The organism is Streptomyces sp. NPDC059003, from assembly GCF_042740445.1.
GTDB lineage: Bacteria > Actinomycetota > Actinomycetes > Streptomycetales > Streptomycetaceae > Streptomyces.
The window spans coordinates 47,677-68,228 of sequence record NZ_JBHYJH010000015.1 but is presented as its reverse complement, the minus strand read 5'-3'; the positions used below and the strand labels follow the sequence as shown (position 1 = coordinate 68,228).

The window sequence follows — 20,552 nt, the reverse complement described above, 5'->3', positions numbered from 1 at the left end:
AACTCCCCCCGTGATTGTTAGGTAAGCCTAACCTAATACAGACGATCGCATGGCCGACGGCACCCACCCTTCGGGCGGCATGTTTGGTTAGGCTAACCTCACCATATGCACAAGCAGCACGGGGGCACCGCGGAACGCCCCGCCGAAGAGGGCTCGCCACCAGGGAAGTTGACGGACACTCCCCCGCAGGGTCGAGTTCCCGCCACCGCCACGGCCACAGCCCCGGCGTCCCGCCGCCCCCGGCGCACGGTCCTCGTCTCCGTGACGGCCCTCACCGCCCTGGTCCTGCTGCTCTGTGCCGTGTCACTGTCCGTCGGAGCGGGCGAGGTCGGCCCCGGCGGCGCCCTCGACTACCTCCTGAACCGCGGCGGGGCCCGCGACGACTCCCGGCTCGCCCTGGTGATCGGCGACCTGCGGCTGCCCCGCACCCTCACCGCCGTCCTCGTCGGCACCGCACTCGGCGTCGCCGGCTGCCTCCTCCAGGCCGTCACCCGCAACCCTCTCGCCGAGACCGGACTGCTCGGCGTGAACGCGGGCGCCTCGCTCGGCGTCGTGGCCGGCATCGCCCTCCTCGGCCTCGACAGCGGCTACGCCTACCTGGTCTGCGCGTTCACCGGCGCCGTCGTCGCCAGCGGCCTGGTCCTGCTCATCGCGGGGCGCGGCGGCGGATCGCCGATGCGCCTGGTCCTCGCGGGCTCGGCGCTCGGCGCCACCTTCGGCGGGCTCACCAGCGTCATCGTGGTCAACTCCGCCGAGACCTACGACCGCTTCCGGTTCTGGGTGCTCGGCTCGCTCGCGGGCGTCGAGGGGTACGGGGACGTGGCCCGGCTCGCCCCGGTCCTGGCCCTCGGACTGATCATCACCGCGCTGGTCGTCCGCCCCCTTTCGGCGCTCGCCCTCGGCGACGACCTGGCGCGCGGGCTCGGGCACCGGCCCTCGCTCACGCGTACCGTCGTCGCGGTGGCCGTGACCCTGCTCACCGCCGGTGCCGTGGCCCTCGCCGGTCCCGTCTCCTTCCTCGGCCTGCTCGCCGGATTCGTCGCCCGGACCCTCGCGGGACCGCGGCTCCCGGCCCGCCTGGTCATCGCCGGGCTCGTCGGCGCAGGCGTGCTCACCACCGCCGACGTCGCCGCCCGCGTGGTGTCCCGGCCTTACGAGGCACCGGTGTCCGTCATCGTCGCGCTCATCGGCGCACCGGTCCTGATCGCCATCGTCCGCTCCCGGCACATGGCGACGATGGGCATGACGGACCCCGCGACCGGCGAGGCCAGTGCGACCCGGCCCAAGCGCCGACTGCCCCTGCCGGTCCGCTCTCTCCGTGTCCTCCCGACGTTCCGTGCCCTCCCCGGGCGCCAGGACGGGCCTGCCCTCGTGAAGGGCGGGGGCGCGCACCGCGACGGCCTGCTCGTCCTGCGCCGCGGCCCGCTGTCCCTGCTCGTGGCGCGGCGGCCCGCGTTCGCCGCCCTGGTCCTCGCGGCCCTGCTCGGCTGCGCCGTCGTCCTGTCCGCGTACGCCGGACAGAGCGACATGGGCATCGCCCGCACCTTCCACGCCGTGCTCGGCCAGGGCGACCGCTTCGACGTGCTGCTCGTCCAGAAGTTCCGGCTCGGCCGCATCGTCGCCGGCCTGGCCGCGGGCGCCGCCCTGGGCCTGGCCGGGTGCCTCACCCAGACCCTGGCCCGCAACCGCCTCGCCACGCCCGAGCTCCTCGGCGTCAACGACGGCGCCACCGCGGCCGTCCTGCTGTCCGCCACGCTCAGCTCGACCGGCACGTTCGGCGCCTGGTGGGCGGGCCCGCTCGGCGCGCTCGTCGCCGTCGTCGTGGTCACCACCGTGTCCGGCGGCGTGGGCCGGCGCGGCTACCGGGTCCTGGTCGTGGGCCTCGCGATGTCCGCCCTCGCCTCCGCCGTCACCCAGGTCGTGCTGTCCCGGCGCTCCCTCAACTCCGCCAGCTCCCTGTACGTCTGGACGTCGGGCAGCCTCAACGGACGCGGCTACGACGTCGCCGTACCGGTCCTCATCGGCCTGGCCGTCCTCGTCCCCGCGGCGCTTGCCGTCGCCCGGCACCTGGGGGTGCTGCGCTTCGACGACGACACTGCGGCGTCGCTGGGCGCAGGCCCGGCCCGTACCCGCCTGATCTGTCTGCTGCTCTCGGTGGCGCTCGCCGGGCTTGCCGTCGGCGTCTGCGGGCCCGTCGGATTCGTCGCCCTGGCGTCCCCGGTGATCGCGTCGCGCCTCGCCGGACCGCTGCGGGTGCCGCTGATCGGGTCGATGCTCACCGGTGCGCTGCTCGTGGTCGCCGCCGACACCCTGGGGCGGATCGCGTTCTCCGGCTCCGAACTGCCCGTGGGCGTCGTGACGACCGTCCTCGGCGGCCCCTTCCTGCTCTGGGTGCTGCTCGGCCGCTCGGCCGCCACCCGCGTCTGACCGCCCGCCCCCCACGCGCGCCGCCCTGAGAGGTATCCGACCCATGACCGACGTCCGTAGCCCGCTGCTGCGCACCCTGAGCCGAGCCGTCCACGCCCAGGTCCCGGGAGCGGAGCAGGAGTTCTGGCTCCGCGTCGCGGCCGAGGGCGCCCCGCTGGTCGAGCCGGACCCCGAAGGCGACCCCGGCCACCGGCTCGTCACCTTCGTGTGGCGCGACGACCCCGACCGGCCCGCGACCGACGTCCTGGCGCTGCTGCACACCGTCACCGACAAGGACCGGCACGCCGGGGACCTGACGGACCATCTGATGCGGCGCGTGGACGGCACGTCGGTGTGGGCGCTCAGCCACCGCCTGCGGGCCGACCACCGTGCCTCGTACCAGTTCTTCCCCGGTCACGGCTCCCGCGAGGACATCCTGCGCACCGACCGCGCCTCCTGGATCGCCGTCCTCGACGACGCCGTGCCCGACCCGCTGAACCCCTCCCCCGCCCTGCCGTCCCGCGACGGCCGCTCCCCCGCCTCCGTCCTGTCCCTGCCGGACGCCCCCGCGCAGCCGCACACCGCGCGCCGCCCCGACACACCGCGCGGCCGCACGTCGGCGACCGAGGTCGACGGCCGCCGCGTCACCGTCCACCTGCCGCCCGGCCACACCCGCGAGGCCGGTCCGTACGCCGTCGCCGTCCTGCTCGACGGCGAGATGTGGGGCCCGGTCCTCGGCGCCGGCGACCTCCTCGACAACCTGCACGCGGACGCCGCGCTGCCGCCGACGGTCGCCCTGCTCGTCGACACCACGGGCCGCCGCGCCCAGGACCTCGCGTGCAGCGGCCCGTTCGTCGACTGGCTGGCGGACACGCTGCTGCCGTGGGCCGCCTCGCGGTTCGGCACCGACACCCGGCCCGAGCGCACCGTCGTGGCGGGCCAGAGCGCGGGCGGCCTCACCGCCGCGTACGCCGTCCACCACCGCCCGGACCGCTTCGGCCGCGCCCTCTCGCAGTCCGGATCGTTCTGGTGGCCCGACGACGAGGAGCACGGCGCGGAGTGGCTCACCCGCCAGTACGCCACCACTCCGCACCGCCCCGTCCGCCTCCACCTCGAGGTGGGCCTCCAGGAGTGGATGCTCCTCGCCGAGAACCGCCGCTTCCGCGACGTCCTGCGGGAGCGGGGCTATGAGGTGTCGTACGAGGAGTTCAACGGCGGCCACGACTACGCGTGCTGGCGGGGCGGACTCGCCACGGGCCTGGCACGGCTCCTGTCCTAGCGCCTGTGTCGAGCCGTGATCGAGCCGTGATCGAGCCGTGTGAGCCGCCCTCGCGATCTGGATCAAGGACCTCACACGGGCGACCCTCGATCACCGTCACATACGCTCTCTAGTACAGGGCTTCGCCCATCGGCGACCCTTCGCCCGTGATGTAGGCACGGATCGCTGCCAGGTACTCGTCGCGGCTGACACGACCGTCCTTGTCGGCGTCCAGTGCGGCAAAGGCGGCATCGGACTTGCCGACCGGATTGCCCAGTGCTTCGCGCAGCGTCGTGAACTCGGACCGGTTCAGATGGTTGTCCTGGTCTGCGTCGACGAGGTCGAACAGTGCGCTGAGTGCGTACTTGCAGAGGGTGTCGAACTTCTCGGCGTCCACCCAGGCCGCGTACTCCTCGAACGTCATGATGCCGTCGCCGTTGGCGTCCATGGCCGCCCAGGCCCGCTCGCCCGTGGCGTAGGCGGTAAGGACGAGCGGGTCGTCGGCGGCGCGTCCGGTCGCCTTCACCGCCCGTTCGATCCGGACGAAGTAGTCGTGCCGGGAGGCGAATCCGTCTCCGTCCATGTCGAGCATGGCGAAGACGCGCGCCTTCGGGGCTTCTGAGACCTGCAGGTCAGTCATGGGGTGCAGTCTTCCTGTGCGTGGTGGGATGCGGCGTCGAACTCAAGCGACTGACGCGGTCGGCGTGATGGTCAGGGCGGCTGGGCCCTCGACCTTGCCGGGCAGGCCACAAGGGGGCATCGGGAAGGTGCTGGTGACACCGGCACCGGCGTACTTGCCCCTCATGACGGTGCCGGTCGCACGGACGTCGACCGCGTCCGGCTCGATGGCCACCTCGATGGGGATCTCGATCTCGCTCGTCGTCCCGTCAGGCCAGGTCAAGGTCTCGCGGGTGGTGGCGCTCAGCTTGGTGCAGCTGCTGTTGGCCGTTCCTTCGACCACCGACTGGACCGCGGTCGGGGCAAGGAGGTCGCCTCCCGAGCAGACATAGCTCCGTGTTCCCTGGTACGTCTGTGGCGTCGGCTGCGGCTTGAGCCCGTCGGACTCGATCTTGGAGGTACCGGTGCATTCCACCGGCAGCACGGGGGCCGACGTCGCGACGGCAGCAGGTCCGGACGACAGCAGGGCAGCGGCAGCGCAGCCGGCGGTCATGACGCGGACGAGGAGGGGAAGGCGCACTGGGAGGGTTCTTTCTACTCGAAAGGAACGAAGCGACACGTCTGCTGATGATGGCACCGGCGAGGTGGAAACCGGATCGGCTCGGTCGGAGAATCACTCGGACGGTGGGCGGAGCGCACCGGGAGGCGATACGGCCAACTCCCTCTCCGGCTCGGCCAGTTGCACTCGCTTCACGTCAGGGCGCCAACCGGAGTACGGCTGGACCGGGCAGCCGCGCCGTACGGTCGGCTGACCTGCCGCCTCTTGCTCCTTGGGCGGTCTGCTTCACATTGCGGTTCCTCAGCCGCGGCCCTCGTCGGCCGACTCGGGGGCGAGAAGGCCGGCCGCCGCCAGGCGAGCCCGCTCGGCGTGACGCTGGTACTCAGCCGCCTGTTGGGGCTCCTCCCGGGCAAGCCGCTCGTACTCATCGGCCAGCGCGGCCTGGGTAGTGCCCAGCGCGAACTGGACGTGCGCCAACTGCTGCTGCAGGCGGAGCACCCTGGCTTCCAGCACCTCCCGCGGTGCAGGCCCTTCGCTGGCCTGACGCGCGCGGGAGTCCGCCACCTCGCCCTCGATGGCCTGCTGCTCCCTGGTGTCGCGCGCGTCCGCGCGGTGCAGTGCCGCTTCACTGCGGTCCAGTCGGTCCTGACTGCTCCGCATCAGCTTCCGGGACCGCTCAACCGCCTCGTACGAACGCTGCCGCGCTCCGGCGGTCGTACGCCCGAGCTTGCGAGCCCGCGCGTCCAGCCGCCCCTCCCACTCGGCGAGCCGCCCCTCCCGCTCGTCGGCCATGCCCTCCCGGTGGTCGGCCGCGCGTTCACGCTCGTCGGCCATGCGCTCACGGGCGTCAGCCATCCGCTCACGGGCGTCGGCAACAGCCTCGCTTGAGGCGTGCCGCCCATCATCCGATTGACCTGTCGGCATGCTGAACGTGTGCCCAGATGGTCAACTTTGATGCGACTCGGTCACCTCTTCACGGCTGCACCGGTCCCGTTGTGTCGTGAGCCGTTCTGCGGCGTGCCACCACCACCGCACCTGCGCCCACGACGGCGGCGCCTGCTACGGCCCAGGGAAGCCACGGCACCCCGCCCGTCCCTTCGTCCCCGGCAGCCGCCGGAGTCGGAGTCGGCGCGGTCGCCCGAGTGGGCGTCGGCGTCGGCTGTACCGTCACGTGCCCCGGGGCCTGCCCGGCCTTGGCGGCAGCGGCGTCGAGGACCAGTACGGCTGCCGGGAAGTCCGGTTCCTTGCTGCCCCTCGGCGGTTGGTTCCAGTTCGCCACGGTGCCGTCCGCGTAGGTCTGGGCCACGTCGAAGGCGATGCTCGGCTTCTTCGGCAGCGGTCCCACCCGTACGTCGAAGTAGCGGTGTTGGTCGGGCTTGAGCTCGTGGCCTGCCGTGGCGGTCCACACGACGTGGGCCGCCCGGCCCTCGGTGGCGGGGATCTCCTTGCGTGTCCATCCGGAGGGCGGTGGTGCTCCGGTGGACGTGACTCCGGTCGGGAGGGTGACGTCGACGCGTACGGTGGTGGTGTCCGCCTTCTCGGAGGGGACTCGGAACCGCAGCGTGGCCGGGCTTCCCTCCTTGGCGCCCTCGGAAAACACCCGCACGTGCGCCGAGGCGGTTCCCGTGAGCAGGAGGAGCGCTCCCGCGGCCGTCGCCAGGACCGCGGTCGTCCGGAGTGCGCGCCGGCTGGGGCGCGTGTGAGGTGTGCGTGTCATGGTGGCGTGCGGCCTTTCAGCAGCAGTCGCAGTACAGGAGGTCGGCAGCCTCGACGGTGCTGTCCGAGCCGTGGTGCAGGGAGGCGGCCATGTCCGACATCCGGGCCAGAGTCTGCTCGGTGGCCTTGCCCTGGGACATGAGGGCGACGCTCTCGCCGGTGAAGTCGGCGAAGGCCAGGACCTGGGCGGCGTTGCCCGAGGAGTCCGTGGTGAAGGACAGCAGGGGTGTCCTGCTGCCGTCCTTCTGGACCGCGTATGCCCGGTAGGTGGAGGTCGGCTGCAGGTCGCGGGCCTGGAGCTGGATCATGCCGAGTCCGCTGACGCGCCGGACCGTGGCTTCGAGGCGGCGTCCCTTGTTGTCCGGGCGCATGGGCTCGCCCGCCGTTCCGTCGGGCAGGGTGGTGGGCACGTTGCGGGGTGCGTCACCGAGGCCCTGGCGGCCGAGGTTGGCGGCGGATCCGGCGGGCGCCGCGTCGGGCACGTACACCAGGGCCTGGGGCTCCTGGCCGACGTCGATCGTGTCGGTCACCTTGTTGGTCGCGGTGTCGATGACGTCGACGGCGTCGGACTTCTCCATGCCCACGTACATGCGGGTGCCGTCTCCGCTGGGCGACATGCCGTGCGGTGCGTGCTTGGTGTGGTGGATGCGGGTCACCAGCTTCGGTGTGCGGCCCGGGGTGCGGCGGTAGACGAGGGTCTGATCGAGACCGCCCACGGTCAGATAGGCGAACGAGCCGTTCTTCGTGCGGGCGAAGTTGGGGTGGTTGGAGTCAGGGCCGGTCTTCAGTACGGCCGTGACCCTGCGGTTGTTGAGATCGATGACGCTGGTCAGGCCCGCGCGTTTGTGCGATGCCCACAGCTGCGTGCCGTCGGGTGAGATCGCCGCGTCGGAGGAGAAGGCGTCCCCGAGGCCCTTGATGGTGGAGCGGACCTTGTGGGTGCGCACGTCGACGACGGTGATCTCGGGCGCGCTGATGTGGTTGACGTAGGCCGTCCTGCCGTCGGGGCTGAGCAGCACTTTGGACGGGCCGGGGCCGACCTTGATGTCGGTGACGACGCCTCCGCGCACGGCGTCGACGACCGTGACGCTGTCGCGTCCGCGGTTGGCCACCCAGAACTGTTTGCCGTCCGCGGTGAAGGTGCCCTCGTGGGCGGCACGGCCGACGTCGGTCTCGTTGACGACCTTGTTGGTGGCCGTGTCGATGATGTTGACGGTGTTGCTCGTGACGCTCACCACGCCGAGACGTCGGTGGTCACGGGAGAAGGCCAGGCCGTGCACGCCCACCTTTCCGGTGTACTGCGGGCTGAGCGTGGCCCCCAGACGCTGGGCTCCGAGGGGGATCGTGCCGAGCGTCCTGTTGGCGGACGGGTCGATGACCGTGACCGTGTTGGAGGTCTGGTCGGCGGTGTACACGCGGTCGCGGCCCGATATGGGCGCGTTGGCCGACGTAACGTCACCAGCGGTGGTCTTCGCTCCGCCGTGACGACCGGAGGCCGGGTGCGATGGTTGGGCCTCGGCGAGGCTCACTGCCCCGAGTGCCGTCGCGCCGATGCCGGTCAGCATCGCGGTGACACCGGCGATCCTTCTGATGGAAAACACTGATAAACCTCCAGATAAGGCGCACCGATGGGCGCGTTGAAGGGGGGCCGGTATGCAACCGGCCCCAATGAAGGGGTGGTTGGGGACGGGGCGGGATGCCGCCCCGTGTCAGGTCCTGCTGCGCGGTCCCGCGGGGGCCTGGGCGACGAAGCGTCCGTCCGCGTCCTGGACGTACAGCGTGGCGATGGCGTCCTTGCTCATGGCCGTGGTCAGGCGCACGCGCAGTGGGGCTTCGCCCTGCCCGCTCGCCCGTACGCTGCCGGCCTGCACCCGCTCGCCGCTGGCGTTGCCCGTCATCAGCCGGTAGGTGCTGCCGGCCCGCAGCCCGGACAGCGACACCGGGATCTCGGTGCCCCAGGGATGCGCGATCATCTTGCCGTCCTGTGCGACCTGAACGGAGGCGGCGGATGTGCGGGTGTCGTTGCCGGTGGCCGCCACGACGGCGACGAAGGCCGCGCAGGCCGCAAGGACCAGGGAGGCGATGCCGGCCGCCACCCGGCGGCGTACCCGCCTGCGCCCCCATGCCGTGTCAACGGCGGTTGTCCCGCTGAGCTCGGGAAGAGCAGGCGGGACACGGAGGGAGTCGGTCCGCTCGAAGGTGCGCACCACCCGGCGCACTCCTTCCGCTTCCTCGGCGCAGCCCTCGCACGATGCGATGTGGCGGGCGAGCGGAGCGGGCAACGGCCTGCCCAGGAGCAGGAGTTCCGTGACCTCCTCGCGGATCGCGGTGCAGAAGTCGTTCATGGTGCCAGCCATCCGTTCTCGTCGAGGATGCCGCGCAGCGCGCGAATGCCGTGGTACAGGCGACTGCGGGCGCTGGAGGCCGGGATGCCGAGCTCGTCGGCCAGGTCCGCGCAGCTCCTGCCCAGGAAGTACACCTCGATGACCACCTCCCGGTGCTCGGGGCGCAGCCGGTCCAGGGCCTCGCGCAGCTCTATCCGTGCCAGCAACCGGTCGTACGGGTCGACGTCCGCGTCCGCGCTCCCCCGCCCCGCCGTGTCCTCCCGGGCCGCGGGCGGCCGGGCATCGCGGCGCCGCCGGGCGTCCACGATCGCGTTGCGGGCGATGGCGTACAGCCAGGTCCGCACGGATCCGCGGCTGCTGTCGAAGGAGTCCGAGGCGCGCCAGGCCCGCAGGAACACCTCCTGGACCACCTCCTCGGCCAGTTGGTGGTCACCGAGCGCGTTGTGCGCGAAGCCCAGCAGCTCGCCGCCGTAATCGGCGTAGGCGTCCCGCACGCCCTTCTCGCTGCCGAACGCCGCTTCCTCCGGCTTCCGCCGTGCGCGCCACATGCGGACGCCCACTATGAACGCCTGCCGTTCCCGGCATGCCCCACATCCATCCGGCACTCTCCGATCTCACCATGCGTGATTGCGCGAGGGGATACGGCGGCACAAGCGGCAGTGTTGACGAGATCGAACATGACCTGCGTCACATGGCATGGCTGTCCTGACCGGAGCCGTCGCGCGACCGGCGACGGACGCCCACAATTCGGCCACTCGTCCCCGTTACGCGCGCCTGATCAGGCACGTTCTCCGAGCACTTCCCTCCCTAGCTCAGTCGAGGAGACGCCGTGAACACACGTCCCGCCCCTGCCACCGCTCCCTGCGTGTTCGACCGTCCCCAGCAGTGCGGCCGCGTCACGACCGTCACCGCGGCGCTGGGCGTGAGCAGGACGAGGGTGCCGTACCAGGAGTTCAGCGCTGTGGCCGCGTGGCGGGGTGGTGCGGTGTGAAGCGGTTCTTCGGACGTGTGGACATGGCCGAGCCAGTGGTGTCCCCGGCGGAGGAGGAGTTGTTCGGGGGGCCACTGCGGTACGACATGGGCTGGTCGGAACACGAGCGGGCGCGGTTCGATCTGACGATGGTCACGGCGATCCGGGCGATGCCGCGCCTGGTGCTCGCCACGCTGCGCCGGGCGTGGCGGGCGGACAGGTCGTCGCTCCTCGGCGTGGGCATCAGCGAGGTCGGCCAGGGCATCGCGGCCGCGGCGAGCCTGCTCGCGGTGAACGAGGTCATGCGGGCCCTGCTCGGGGCGGGCGAACCGGTGGACCGCCTGCGCTCCGCGGTGCCCGCCCTGGCCGTGGTCGCGGTGGTCGCGATCGCGCGGGCGGGGTTCGCGGGCTGGTCGACCTCGCGGGCCGGGCGACTGGAGCCGCTGGTGGAGCGGGTGGCGACCACCGAGTACCTGGCGGCGGCCACCGCGGTGGAGCTGGAAGCGATCGAGGACCCGGAGTTCCGTCGGCTGATCGACGTGGCCCAGCAGGGGGCCTCGTCGGCCCGCCGCATGATCGGCGCCTGCGTGGCCGCGCTGAACGGCACCATCAGCCTGATCGCCACGGCCGGTGTGCTGGCCGTGCTCCACCCCGCGCTCCTGCCCCTGTTGCTGCTGATCGCCGCCCCGCGGGGGTGGGGCGCGATGCGGGTGGCGCAGGAACGGTACGCGTCGGTGATGACGTGGGTGGAACACCTGCGCGCCAGCAGGCTGATCGGCAACCTGCTCACCGAACGCACCGCGGCCCAGGAGGTCCGGCTGCATCGCGTCGGCCCCTTCCTGCTCGACCGCTACCGCGGCATGGCCGAGAGCGCCGAGGCCGAGCAGCGCCGGCTCGCGGACGGCAAGGCGCTCACCGAGCTGGTGGCCGCCGCCCTGTCGGGTCTGGCCATGGCCAGTACGTACGGGGTGATGCTCTGGCTGATCGTGGCCGGGCACATGGAGCTGGCCGTGGCCGGCACCGCGGTGATCGCGGTGCGGTCGGGCTCGGCGAGCCTGGGGACGCTGGTGATGAACGTGAACCAGCTGCACGAGGAGAGCCTCTACGTCCGCGACCACGAGCGCTTCCTGACCGAAGCCGCCCGGTGCGCCATCCCCCGGGGCGGCCATCCCGTGCCGGACACCGTCGGCGGGGTGACGCTGGAGAAGGTCGGCTACCGCTACCCCGACCGGGACGAACCGGCCCTCGACGGCGTGTCCCTGCACGTGCCCATGGGTTCGGTGGTCGCGGTGGTCGGCGAGAACGGGTCCGGCAAGTCCACGCTGATGAAGGTCCTCTCCGGTCTGCTGCTGCCGCAGTCCGGCTCCGTGCGGTGGGGCGACCGGCAGTTGGGCGACCTCGACCGCTTCGAGGTGTTCGAGCGCGTCACGCTGCTCACGCAGGACTTCCAGCGGTGGCCGGTCACCGCCGCGATGAACGTCCGGCTCGGCCGCCCCCACCGGGCGCCCTCCGCCGAGCAGTTGGGCGCGTCGCTCGACTACGCCGGGGCGGCGCCGGTCGTCGCGAAGCTCCCGCACGGCACCGGGACGCTGCTGGCCCGCATGTTCCGCGGCGCGTCGGAGATCAGCGGCGGCGAGTGGCAGAAGGTCGGCCTGGCCCGCGCCCACTGGCGTACCGAGACCTCCCCCGCCGACGGCCTGTTGATCGTCGACGAGCCGACCTCCGCGCTCGACCCCGAGGCGGAGATCGAAGCCTTCGACCGCATCCGGGAACTGGCCGGGCCGCGGCGCGCGGTGGTCCTCGTCACCCACCGCATGTCCGGCGTGCGCTACGCCGACACCATCCACGTACTCAACGAGGGCCGCCTGGTCGAATCGGGCAGCCACGACGAGCTGATGGCAGCGGGTGGGCGCTACGCCGCCATGTTCCGTACCCAGGCCGCTCAGTACGCACCCGACGCGCCCGAGCACGCACCAGCCGCCCGCGCCAAGGTGCCCGGCCCCAGCACGCCGCCGGTCGCTGACCGCGCCTAGCCCCTGCCCGATTCGATGGAAGGGACCGCCGTGTCAACCAGCCCCACCGCCTCCCCACGCCGGACAGCTCAAGACCTGCGCCACGCACTCGCCGACCAGCTCGTCACCGCAGGCCGACTCCGCAGCCCCGCCGTCGAGGCCGCCTTCCGCCGCGTTCCACGGCATCTCTTCGCCCCCGAGGCCGCCTTGGACGCGGCGTACGCCGACGCCCTCATCGCCACCCGCCGCTCCCCCGACGGCCGGGTGACGAGCTCCGTCCCGCCGCCATGGCTCCAGGCCGCCCAGCTGGAAGCGGCGCGCCTCCAACCGGGCCAGCAGGTGCTGGAGATCGGGTCCTGCGGCTACCACGCCGCCCTGGCCGCCGAACTCGTCGGCGCCACGGGCAGCGTGACGACCGTCGACCTCGACCCCGCCCGCACCGACCGCGCCACCCGCCTCCTGGCGGCCACCGGGTACGACCGCGTCCGCGTCGTCACCGCGGACGCCGAGCACCTGCCTCCGCACATCGTCCCGGTGGGTGGGTTCGACGCCCTCATCGTCACGGCCGACACCTGGGATCTGCCCTGGTGCGGCCTCGTCGCGGACGGCGGCCGCCTCGTCGCGCCGCTGCGCATCCACCAGTACGTGTGGTCCATCGGCTTCACCCAGCGCGACGGAACGCTGGTCAGCGACGAGCCGCCCACCGCGTGCGGATCCGTGCCCCTGCACCACGTCGGCACCTGGAACGCGCACCTCCGCACCGTGCCCCGGCACGGCATCCGCCTCGCCTTCGAGGACGGAACGCCCCAACCCGTCGAGCAGCTCGCCGCGGCGTTCGACCGGCCGCGCACCGAGGTACGTACGCACGTCACCGCCCGCGGCGAGGAGTCCTGCGACGCCCTCACCCTGTATCTGGCGGGCGCGCTACTGGGATTCTGCCGTCTGTCCCTCGCCCCCGACCACGACACCGGCGTCATCGACCCGCCGCCGCGCCGTACCTGGCCCGCCGCCGCGATCGTGCGCGGCGCCTCCCTCGCCCGGCTCGCGCACAAGCGGATCGGTGACGGCGAACACGGCCAGGCCGTCCACGAGTTCGTCGTCCACGGCTACGGTCCCGCGGGCCTGCGCGCGGCCACGGAGATGGCCGAGCACGTGCGGCACTGGCAGCGCAACCACCGCGCCGCCGCGGGCCCGCACATCACCGTCCGCCCCCGAGCCTCAGCGACGCCCGGCAGCATGGCTGGCACCGCGCACCTCATCCCGAACGTGACTGGCACCGCGCACCTCATCCAGAAGAAGCACACCCGGCTCGCGCTCGACTGGCCGATCGTCCCCGGCACGGCCGCCCTCCTCACCGACGACCAAGGCCGCTACCTGCTGCACCTGCGCTCGGCGAACAAGCCCATCTGGCGCCCTGGCCAGTGGGCCCTGCTCGGCGGCAACACCGAACCCGGCGAGACCTGCGACGAGGCGATCGCCCGGGAGCTGCGCGAGGAGATCGGCCTCACCATCCCGGATCTGAGGCCCTTCGTCACCCTGGACACCCTCGACGCGAACGGCACCTTCCTGGACCGCGACCGCGTCTACCACGGCACCCTCAACCGGCCCGTGCACGAGATCGAACTGACGGAGGGCGTCCAGCTGCGGTGGACCCGCCTCGACGAGACGGCGGAGATGACCATGGACCCCGGCACCGCGGCCGTCCTGCGCGAACACCGACGCGACCCGCACCCGCACCTCGATGACGACGGCGCGCCGCGCACCGTCGAGGTCCGCGAGCCGAGCGATCACCGCTGCCGCAGCATCGTCGGCGCCCACCTCGTCCTCGTCCGGGACGGTGCCGTGCTGCTCGGCGAACGCCATCCCGACAGCGCGTTCGCGCCCTTGACCTGGCATCTGCCGGCCGGTCATCGCGAGGCGGGCGAGTCCGCCCTGGCTTGTACGGTCCGTGAGGCGGCGGAGGAGACCGGCCTGACCGTCGCGGAAGCCGATCTCACCCTCGTACACACCCTGGATCTCCTCGACCCCGGCAGCCCGATCCCCCGCGTACAGCTCTTCTTCACCGCATCGCGATGGCACGGAGAGCCACGCGTCCTCGAACCCCACCGGTGCACGCAGTGGCGATGGTGGCCCCTGAACGCCCTGCCCGAACGGCTCGTCGACTACACCCGCACCGCCCTGACCGCCATCGCCCAAGGCAAGCCGTACACGCACATGGGCTGGCCCTCGTGAACCCACACCCACGAGTGACCGGCGCCGCCTGCCGACTCGTCCACCGGTGGGTCACCGACAAGGGCGCCTTCCTCTCCCGGGTGCGTGGCCTGCTCGCGCCCGGCGGCACGTTCTGGGGGGTCACCTCCGTCCACGACCCCGGCCAGAGGCAACCCGAGGAAGGGGACCTCAGGACGCGGCAGGCCGCCCTGCTCACCGCGTCATGGTCACGTCTCCACCTGACCGAGCTCGACCCCGCCTTCCACTGCTACGCCCTGCAGCCCTGACCTCGCCCAACCTTGCGGAGGTAATCCACTCATGTCAGCGCAGTCGACCAACGAGGAGAGCTGGGCCCCCTACGGACAGCGCCAGCTGGACCACGGCTACGTGCCGCGCGTCCCCGACCGCATCAACTGGTCCCCCTGGCCCGGTGTCGGCCCCGGCGCCGAGGTCCTCGGCGACGTGCGCGGCAAGCGCGTGCTCGACATCGGGTCGGGGCCCGGTCATCACGCCGTACACCTGGCGCGTGCGCACGGGGCCCTGGTGGACGGTGTCGAGCTGTCGCCGACCCAGCACCAGCGCGCTGTGAACGGCCACGGCGCCGAACCCGGTGTGCGGTTCGTCTGTGCCGACGTGGCCGAGCATCTGCGCGGGGCGCGGCCCTACGACGTCGCGTACGGCATCCACACCTTCGGCTGCGTCGACCCGCACCGTCTGCTCCCCGCCCTGCGGGACGGACTCACCCCCGGCGCTCCCCTCGTCTTCTCCGCCCTGCACACCGACGCCGAAGGGCGCGGGCCCGCCCGCACCGTGGCACCGCGCGAGCAGCTCGTCCGGCTCCGCGACGAGGAGCCCATCCCCACCCGGATGTGGGTGCTCACACCGCAGTTGTGGGAGGACCTGCTGACCGATCACGGCTTCACCGTCGAGGCCGTGGACCTCCTGCGGGCGCCGCGGGACGACAGCCCCGTCATCACCCAGCTCATCCGCGCCCGCCGCCGACCGGCACCACAACCCGCCCGCGTCTCCAGCCGACCCCGCACCCACGAACCGCCGGTGCCGCACGCCGCCGTAGGCGTCGGAGTCATCCTCCTCGGCGACCGGGGCATCCTGCTCGGCCGGCACCGTCGAGGCACCTGGGAACTCCCCGGCGGCTCCGTGGAGCCCGACGAGACCTTCGCGGAGACCGCGGCGCGCGAACTCCACGAGGAGACCGGACTCCGCGCCCGCCCCCAGGACGCCGTCCTGCTCGGCACCCTGCTCGACAGTGTCCAGGGCGTCGTACGCCTCACGGTCCCGGCCGTCATCACGACCTGGCACGGCGTCCCGACCGACCAGCCCGACGAAGCGGTGACCTCCTGGCAGTGGTTCACACCGGACCACCTGCCCACGGACCTGTTCGTGTGCAGCGCCCAGATCCTCACGGCGTGGCGCCCGGACCTCCCGATCGACCATCCACCGGCCGCGTTCACCCCGTACGGACCCTGCGGTCGGCCGGTCATCGAGGGCGAACGAGCGGCCTCGCGGCGACATTTGTACAAGACGGATGATTGATGCCCCGGACATCGTGCCGTGCATGGGAAATCACGACATCGAGCGCGTGCACGGGATGCATGTCGTCCACGACGGGCCGCGGCAGGCGGCGCCGTTGGTGCTCATTCATGGGTCCGGGGCTTCGAGCGGTTCCTGGAGCCCGGTGGTGCCGGCGCTCGCCGGTCGGCACCACGTCATCCGGGTCGACCTGCCGGGGCACGGCCGGTCCCTGACCGCGCCGTCGTACAGCGTGCCCGAGCAGGCGGGCCGGCTGGCCGTGGTGCTCGATGAGCTGGGCCTTCGTCCGGTCACCGTCGTCGGGCACTCCAGCGGTGGGTACGTCGCCACCGCGCTCGCCGAGCAGCGCCCCGACCTGGCCGGTTCGCTCGCGCTGATCAGCAGCGGGCCCAGCCTCGACGCTCTCCTCCCCCAGCCCGCCCTCCTCAGGGCGCTGATGGGCCCGCCGCTGGGCCCGCTCCTGTGGCGGATCCGTTCGACCGCGATGCTCCGCAGAGGCATGACCGCGGTGTGCCACCGCCCGGTGGACATCCCGGACGACGTGGTCGCCGAGGTACGGAGCATCGGCTACCGCACGTTCAGGACGGTGCTGCGCCAGTACACCGCGTACATCGCCGAGAAGAGCGTGCCCGCGCGCCTCTCGGCCCTCGGCATCCCGGCCCTGGTGGTCTTCGGCGCCGCCGACCCCCGTTGGGCCCCCTCTTCGGCGCACCACTACGACACGGTGACGAAGGCGCGCGTGGAGCAGCTGCCCGGAGTCGGGCACCTCCCCATGTTCGAAGCGCCGGAGACGACCGGCGAGTTGCTGCTGGGCTTCGCTGCGGCGGCAACGGCAGCGGCAACGGGCCGCTGACACCGATCCCCTAGCCTGGTGCCGTGCGATACCCCGAGCCACCACCCGACTGGGCGTCGGTGGAGGTCGCCGTCCCGCGGCAGCCGGAGCGCCTGCCGGGGATCAGCATGGCCGGATTCCGTCAACGTGCCCCGGCGTTCACGGACATCGCCATGGTCGCGCATCCGTCGGTCACCCTGTTCGTGGACCTCAGCGAGGGGGACGCCCTCGTCTACGACGCCCCCGGGCGGCGCGAGCGGGGCAGCGTGGTCGTCGGCCTGGCCCCGGGCGAGCTTCGGGTCCGCGGTCGGGCGACCGGGCGGATCGGGTGCCTCCAGATTCGGCTGTCGCCGGTGGTGGCGGCCGCGGTGTTCGGCGCGTCGGCCGAGCTCAGCGGGGCGGTGGTCTCCTGGGGAGACGTCTGGGGAAGCGAGGCCGGGCGGGTCGAGGACAGACTGCGTGCCGCCCGGTCGTGGGACGAGCGGTTCGCCATCGCGGCGGATCTCCTCGGCCGGCGCCTTGCCGCCCGTGCCCCGCTCGATCCGGAGGTCGCCGCTGTCTGGCGGCGCATGCTCACCAGCCGGGGGCGGGTGCGGGTCGACGGCCTTGCGGACGAGGTGGGCTGGAGCCGCAAGCGCCTGTGGTCACGCTTCCGTTCCCAGGTCGGCCTCACCCCCAAGCGCGCGGCCCGGCTGGTGCGCTTCGACCACGCCGCCCACCTGCTCGCAGCGGGTCACGCCGCCGCTCAGGTGGCGGCCGCGAGCGGTTACGTCGACCAGTCCCACCTCCACCGCGAGGTCAAGGCGTTCACCAGGGCGACGCCCACCGCCGTGGCCGCCGCGCCGTGGCTGGCGATCGACGACGTCGCGTGGCCGCCGTCGGGTCCCTTTGTCCTTGGACCGGGAAATCGGTCGACGGTGGCCCTCTGACCTGCAGCGACTATCTTCGTTGTCCGGGCGGGACGTCGAATGGAGCCATCTGATGACAGCGAGCGGGATCACCCTGCACGTCGACCGTGACAGGGTCCATGCAGGGGATGACGACTTCCCCCCGTACCGCATGATCGGTGCGACCTACGCCCTGCGCGGGGGCGCCACCGTCGGTGATGCCCTCGATGTCATCACTGGTCGCGGACCCGACCGCTACACCCTGGCCTCCATCGCAGGAGGGGCGACCTGGGTGCTGTACGGGGGCCCGGCGCGCAGGGTCGCGCTGGCTGTCGTCACGGACTCGATCATCGAGGAGGTGCGGATGGTGGCCGATCGGGGCCTGGCGCTGTCCTCCTTGGCGGGTACGGACGGGGCCGTCAGGTTCCATTTCGGCTGTCTCCAGCAAGCCGACCCGCAAGAGACGTGGCAACGTCTGCGCGACGAGTCGCCTAGGGGTCCGCGTTCTTGACGCCGCCCGGAAGGATCTCCGACAGCATCCGATCGAGCGCAGCGTCGATCTCCGCGTCGGCACACTCCTCGGCGGACCGCGTCCTGGTGACGAAGTCGCGCACATCGGACGATGCCATCCTGACGACACACCAGGTCCGGCCCGAGACGAGTTCCACGTCCGTCCTGTCGCCGCCGCGCGGCCGAACGCGCACATCGCCGTCCCCGGACGGCAGAATGAGCCCGGTGGCCAGCAGATCCCGGCCGAACACCCAGGTGGCTACGGGCGGATCCGCGTCGGTCACATACAGGTCCAGCCGAACGGCCAGCGGGTCGTCCGGTGAATGCCTCAGGCGCACGGCCAGTTCGTAGCGTTCCGACTTCATCGTCGTCACGGTCGCGTTGACGGTCTCCTCAAGAGGACGTCGCATGCCCTTTCCTTTCGCCATTGCCGGACGTCACCAGCGGCTCGTCGCCCGCACCGCGTCCCTGATCAGGTCGGCCACCTGCTGGGGCTCGGACAGCGCGACGGCGAGGGGGCGTTGGGTCGCGGCCAGGACCCTGGCGACGTACGCGGCGTCGGAGGCGAGGCCGCGCAGGGGGTTCGGCGGCGCGAGCACCGGGATGCCGCGGCTCCGCAACTCCGAGACGACACCGATCCAGGCTGCCGCGTCGGCGCAGGCACCGTGCACGAGGCCGACAGTGGGCGTGGTCATGGGCAGCTCACACGGGCGTCGGTGGGTGTCGGCGCGAGGGCCGACGTGGCGAGGGACTGCCAGGCGCTGGGGGACATCCCGTACGCGCCCCTGAACGCACGGCTGAAGTGCGAGGGGCTGCTGAAGCCCCAGCGGTGTGCCACCGCGGCCATGGTGAATCTCCGGCCGGACCGGCCCAACTCGATCCGGCAGGACTCCAGTCGGCGTCGTCGCACCCACTGGCTCACCGTGGTGCCGTCGTTCTGGAAGAGCTTGTGCAGGTACCGGACGGAAATGTGGTGGGCGCGCGCGATCGACTCCGGTGAGAGGTCCGGGTCCATCAGATGCGCTTCGATGAAGGCCCGGATCCGGGACAGCATCTCGTGGCCGCCCCGCGAAGCGTCGGCCGCCTCGTCCGCCGTGTCCGTGTCGAGGAGCTCCATGACCAGGACGGAGAGCAGGTGCACCGCCGTCCGGGCGCGCCGGTCCCCGATCGTGGACCGGCGGAACTCCGCCTTGGCGGCGAGCGCGGACAGGAAGTCCGACACCAGCGCCCCAAGGCCTTCACCGCCCCGCACCGGGACGCCCACCACCTGGTTCAGCTCCGACTCGGTGACTCCCAGATAGCAGCGAGGTATCCGGAAGAAGGTCATCCGGCAGTCGTCGCCGAACTGCAGCAGGTCGCGCCGGGCCGGGTCGCAGAAGACCAGGTCGCCCTGTTCCAGGAGGCTCTTGGCTCCCTCCCGGACGCTCGTGACGGGCCCGCGGACGTGCATGCCGAGGTAGAGGAAGTTGACGTCCCCCTCGCCCGGCATGGTGGGGAGGAGCTGGACGAGCCACTCGGAGGCGGGAGGCGATGGGGGGGCGAGCGCCGGTGGCGTCTTCGTTTCCGGCACACGCGACATCACTGCTGGGATCATGGGAACTCCACCCCGTACGGTTCTTCGTTGTTCAGGCGCGGCCGCTCGCGCGGGCATCGGCGTAGGTCTGGAAGCCGGGCTAGGCGGGTTCCTCGGCCAGGAACTTCTCCACCACCGCGTTGAAGGCCGCCGGGTTTTCGAGGAAGGGGAAGTGCGAGCTCGCCACGTCGGAGGGGAACACGTGCAGCCGGGCGTCAGGAATCTGCTCGGCGATGAAGCGCTGCGCATCGGGGTGCACATGACTCCCCTCGCAGCCGATCACCAGGGTCGGCACATCGATCCGGGGCAGTACGTCCCGCCAGTCCTGAGCACAGTGGTCGAACAGGAGCGGTACGCCGGCGTGGGCGGGCGTCGACGTGATCTGTTCGGCGACGAAGGCGAGCGTCTCCGGGTCGGGCTCGCCGGAGAACATGCCCCGTACGAAGTCGGCGCGCACCGTGTCGCCTTCCGGCCCGGCGAGCGCGGCGCCCAGGGCGAGCAGCTCCGTCACGTCGAAGATGGCGCCGGAGTCCTGCTGTTCCCGCATGGTCATCCAGGGGACGGCGGCGACGGCCGCCGGCTGGTCGACGGCGACGAAGCGCCGTATCCGCCCGGTCCCGTACTGGTCGATGAAGCTCCACCACACCGAGACGCCCATGGACCAGCCCAGCGCGTCGAACCGGCCGAGGCGGAGGTGGTCGACGAGTTCGAGCACGTCGCGGGCCAGGCGAGCGATGCGGTAGCCGTGCCGGGGCTTGCCGGAGAGGCCGTGGCCGCGGAGGTCGACGGTGACGACGCGACGGCCGGGGGCCAGACCCTCGACCTGGTGGCGGAACATCGCCTGTGTCTGGCCCCAGCCGTGCAGCAGGACCAGCGGAACGCCCTCGCCGCCGCTGTCCTGGTACGCGAGCCGCACCCCGTCCGCCGTGATCAGTTCCCTCGGGCCCCGCATGACATCTCCCCTGGTCACAGGCTGGCTTTCGTGCCCGCCCCGTCCTCCACATCTTCGAATGCGGTGCGTCGCGGCCACCACCGCGTGCTGTAGGAATCGAGCGGGAGATCATTCTCGTTTTGTCGAAGCGGCGGGACAGCGGTGAGATGGCG

The 20,552-nt window shown here is 72.1% G+C and carries 20 protein-coding genes and 1 pseudogene; 10 read left to right on the top strand and 11 right to left on the bottom strand.

The features are described from left to right. Positions 1 to 105: 105 nt before the first annotated feature. Entirely contained in the window at positions 106 to 2,427 is a 2,322-nt protein-coding gene (gene fhuB / locus ACFWZ5_RS09370; RefSeq protein ID WP_384787610.1) for a Fe(3+)-hydroxamate ABC transporter permease FhuB, read from the top strand. Positions 2,428 to 2,470: 43 nt separating this feature from the next. Beyond that, positions 2,471 to 3,685, top strand: a complete 1,215-nt coding sequence (gene fes / locus ACFWZ5_RS09365; protein WP_384787607.1) for an enterochelin esterase — start codon at positions 2,471 to 2,473, stop codon at positions 3,683 to 3,685. Between the two features lie 109 nt (positions 3,686 to 3,794). On the opposite strand, the gene ACFWZ5_RS09360 is transcribed toward fes, so the two are convergent. From ACFWZ5_RS09360 to ACFWZ5_RS09330, 7 genes are all read right to left on the bottom strand, one after another. Further along, the gene (locus ACFWZ5_RS09360; RefSeq protein ID WP_384787604.1) at positions 3,795 to 4,304 is read right to left on the bottom strand and encodes an EF-hand domain-containing protein; all 510 of its coding nucleotides are present in this window, start codon (positions 4,302 to 4,304) and stop codon (positions 3,795 to 3,797) included. A gap of 42 nt (positions 4,305 to 4,346) precedes the next feature. Continuing rightward, entirely contained in the window at positions 4,347 to 4,862 is a 516-nt protein-coding gene (locus ACFWZ5_RS09355) for a hypothetical protein (RefSeq protein WP_384787601.1), read from the bottom strand. A gap of 279 nt (positions 4,863 to 5,141) precedes the next feature. Continuing rightward, on the bottom strand, positions 5,142 to 5,696 hold the full coding sequence (locus ACFWZ5_RS09350; RefSeq protein WP_384787598.1) for a hypothetical protein: 555 nt from the start codon (positions 5,694 to 5,696) through the stop codon (positions 5,142 to 5,144). Positions 5,697 to 5,814: 118 nt separating this feature from the next. Beyond that, a complete protein-coding gene (locus ACFWZ5_RS09345; protein ID WP_384787595.1) occupies positions 5,815 to 6,558 on the bottom strand; it encodes a DUF1775 domain-containing protein in 744 nt (247 codons plus the stop codon). Between the two features lie 16 nt (positions 6,559 to 6,574). After that, positions 6,575 to 8,158, bottom strand: a complete 1,584-nt coding sequence (locus ACFWZ5_RS09340; protein WP_384787593.1) for a beta-propeller fold lactonase family protein — start codon at positions 8,156 to 8,158, stop codon at positions 6,575 to 6,577. Positions 8,159 to 8,266: 108 nt separating this feature from the next. After that, positions 8,267 to 8,914 carry a hypothetical protein gene (locus ACFWZ5_RS09335; RefSeq protein WP_384787590.1) on the bottom strand — a complete coding sequence of 216 codons (648 nt, stop codon included), beginning with the start codon at positions 8,912 to 8,914 and terminating at the stop codon, positions 8,267 to 8,269. Next, positions 8,899 to 9,450, bottom strand: coding sequence for a sigma-70 family RNA polymerase sigma factor (locus ACFWZ5_RS09330; RefSeq protein WP_384787587.1), 552 nt, complete (start codon positions 9,448 to 9,450; stop codon positions 8,899 to 8,901). The genes ACFWZ5_RS09335 and ACFWZ5_RS09330 overlap by 16 nt, the downstream gene beginning before the upstream one ends. 281 nt (positions 9,451 to 9,731) lie before the next feature. Between ACFWZ5_RS09330 and ACFWZ5_RS09325 the strand changes: the two genes are divergently transcribed. The 8 genes from ACFWZ5_RS09325 to ACFWZ5_RS09290 all read left to right on the top strand — a co-directional run bounded on the left by ACFWZ5_RS09325 (position 9,732) and on the right by ACFWZ5_RS09290 (position 17,876). After that, positions 9,732 to 9,893: a hypothetical protein gene (locus ACFWZ5_RS09325; protein WP_384787584.1), complete on the top strand. Its 162-nt coding sequence runs from the start codon at positions 9,732 to 9,734 to the stop codon at positions 9,891 to 9,893. Positions 9,894 to 9,916: 23 nt separating this feature from the next. Next, positions 9,917 to 11,905 carry an ATP-binding cassette domain-containing protein gene (locus tag ACFWZ5_RS09320; RefSeq protein ID WP_384787581.1) on the top strand — a complete coding sequence of 663 codons (1,989 nt, stop codon included), beginning with the start codon at positions 9,917 to 9,919 and terminating at the stop codon, positions 11,903 to 11,905. A 30-nt stretch (positions 11,906 to 11,935) separates the two neighbouring features. Further along, positions 11,936 to 14,116, top strand: coding sequence for a methyltransferase, FxLD system (gene fxlM / locus ACFWZ5_RS09315; RefSeq protein ID WP_384787578.1), 2,181 nt, complete (start codon positions 11,936 to 11,938; stop codon positions 14,114 to 14,116). Continuing rightward, a complete protein-coding gene (locus tag ACFWZ5_RS09310) occupies positions 14,113 to 14,382 on the top strand; it encodes a hypothetical protein (RefSeq protein ID WP_384787575.1) in 270 nt (89 codons plus the stop codon). Before fxlM ends, ACFWZ5_RS09310 begins: the two co-directional genes overlap by 4 nt. Positions 14,383 to 14,413: 31 nt before the next feature. Continuing rightward, positions 14,414 to 15,649 (top strand): NUDIX domain-containing protein, encoded by a 1,236-nt coding sequence (locus ACFWZ5_RS09305; protein ID WP_384787572.1) that lies wholly within the window; start codon positions 14,414 to 14,416, stop codon positions 15,647 to 15,649. A gap of 22 nt (positions 15,650 to 15,671) precedes the next feature. Next, positions 15,672 to 16,499, top strand: a complete 828-nt coding sequence (locus tag ACFWZ5_RS09300) for an alpha/beta fold hydrolase (protein ID WP_384787569.1) — start codon at positions 15,672 to 15,674, stop codon at positions 16,497 to 16,499. Between the two features lie 107 nt (positions 16,500 to 16,606). Then, the gene (locus ACFWZ5_RS09295) at positions 16,607 to 17,407 is read left to right on the top strand and encodes a helix-turn-helix domain-containing protein (protein ID WP_384787638.1); all 801 of its coding nucleotides are present in this window, start codon (positions 16,607 to 16,609) and stop codon (positions 17,405 to 17,407) included. 52 nt (positions 17,408 to 17,459) lie between these two features. Further along, positions 17,460 to 17,876: a hypothetical protein gene (locus ACFWZ5_RS09290; protein ID WP_384787566.1), complete on the top strand. Its 417-nt coding sequence runs from the start codon at positions 17,460 to 17,462 to the stop codon at positions 17,874 to 17,876. Here the strand turns inward: ACFWZ5_RS09290 and ACFWZ5_RS09285 are convergent. The 4 genes and pseudogenes from ACFWZ5_RS09285 to ACFWZ5_RS09270 all read right to left on the bottom strand — a co-directional run bounded on the left by ACFWZ5_RS09285 (position 17,857) and on the right by ACFWZ5_RS09270 (position 20,400). After that, positions 17,857 to 18,285 (bottom strand): SsgA family sporulation/cell division regulator, encoded by a 429-nt coding sequence (locus ACFWZ5_RS09285; protein WP_384787564.1) that lies wholly within the window; start codon positions 18,283 to 18,285, stop codon positions 17,857 to 17,859. The genes ACFWZ5_RS09290 and ACFWZ5_RS09285 overlap by 20 nt on opposite strands. Before the next feature lie 96 nt (positions 18,286 to 18,381). Continuing rightward, positions 18,382 to 18,570: pseudogene (locus tag ACFWZ5_RS09280) on the bottom strand (alpha/beta hydrolase); the annotation flags it as partial. Then, positions 18,567 to 19,469, bottom strand: coding sequence for a helix-turn-helix domain-containing protein (locus ACFWZ5_RS09275; protein WP_384787561.1), 903 nt, complete (start codon positions 19,467 to 19,469; stop codon positions 18,567 to 18,569). The pseudogene ACFWZ5_RS09280 and the gene ACFWZ5_RS09275, both read right to left, overlap by 4 nt. A 79-nt stretch (positions 19,470 to 19,548) precedes the next feature. Continuing rightward, positions 19,549 to 20,400: an alpha/beta fold hydrolase gene (locus ACFWZ5_RS09270; RefSeq protein WP_384787558.1), complete on the bottom strand. Its 852-nt coding sequence runs from the start codon at positions 20,398 to 20,400 to the stop codon at positions 19,549 to 19,551. Between the last annotated feature and the right edge of the window lie 152 nt (positions 20,401 to 20,552).

Bases quoted from the DNA above. Each gene is read 5' to 3' on its own strand.
- fhuB (WP_384787610.1), top strand. From the start codon at position 106: ATGCACAAGCAGCACGGGGGCACCGCGGAACGCCCCGCCGAAGAGGGC.
- fes (WP_384787607.1), top strand. From the start codon at position 2,471: ATGACCGACGTCCGTAGCCCGCTGCTGCGCACCCTGAGCCGAGCCGTC.
- ACFWZ5_RS09360 (WP_384787604.1), bottom strand. From the start codon at position 4,304: ATGACTGACCTGCAGGTCTCAGAAGCCCCGAAGGCGCGCGTCTTCGCC.
- ACFWZ5_RS09350 (WP_384787598.1), bottom strand. From the start codon at position 5,696: ATGGCTGACGCCCGTGAGCGCATGGCCGACGAGCGTGAACGCGCGGCC.
- ACFWZ5_RS09345 (WP_384787595.1), bottom strand. From the start codon at position 6,558: ATGACACGCACACCTCACACGCGCCCCAGCCGGCGCGCACTCCGGACG.
- ACFWZ5_RS09335 (WP_384787590.1), bottom strand. From the start codon at position 8,914: ATGGCTGGCACCATGAACGACTTCTGCACCGCGATCCGCGAGGAGGTC.
- ACFWZ5_RS09330 (WP_384787587.1), bottom strand. From the start codon at position 9,450: ATGTGGCGCGCACGGCGGAAGCCGGAGGAAGCGGCGTTCGGCAGCGAG.
- ACFWZ5_RS09320 (WP_384787581.1), top strand. From the start codon at position 9,917: ATGGCCGAGCCAGTGGTGTCCCCGGCGGAGGAGGAGTTGTTCGGGGGG.
- ACFWZ5_RS09305 (WP_384787572.1), top strand. From the start codon at position 14,414: ATGTCAGCGCAGTCGACCAACGAGGAGAGCTGGGCCCCCTACGGACAG.
- ACFWZ5_RS09300 (WP_384787569.1), top strand. From the start codon at position 15,672: ATGGGAAATCACGACATCGAGCGCGTGCACGGGATGCATGTCGTCCAC.
- ACFWZ5_RS09295 (WP_384787638.1), top strand. From the start codon at position 16,607: ATGGCCGGATTCCGTCAACGTGCCCCGGCGTTCACGGACATCGCCATG.
- ACFWZ5_RS09290 (WP_384787566.1), top strand. From the start codon at position 17,460: ATGACAGCGAGCGGGATCACCCTGCACGTCGACCGTGACAGGGTCCAT.
- ACFWZ5_RS09285 (WP_384787564.1), bottom strand. From the start codon at position 18,285: ATGCGACGTCCTCTTGAGGAGACCGTCAACGCGACCGTGACGACGATG.
- ACFWZ5_RS09275 (WP_384787561.1), bottom strand. From the start codon at position 19,469: ATGATCCCAGCAGTGATGTCGCGTGTGCCGGAAACGAAGACGCCACCG.
- ACFWZ5_RS09270 (WP_384787558.1), bottom strand. From the start codon at position 20,400: ATGCGGGGCCCGAGGGAACTGATCACGGCGGACGGGGTGCGGCTCGCG.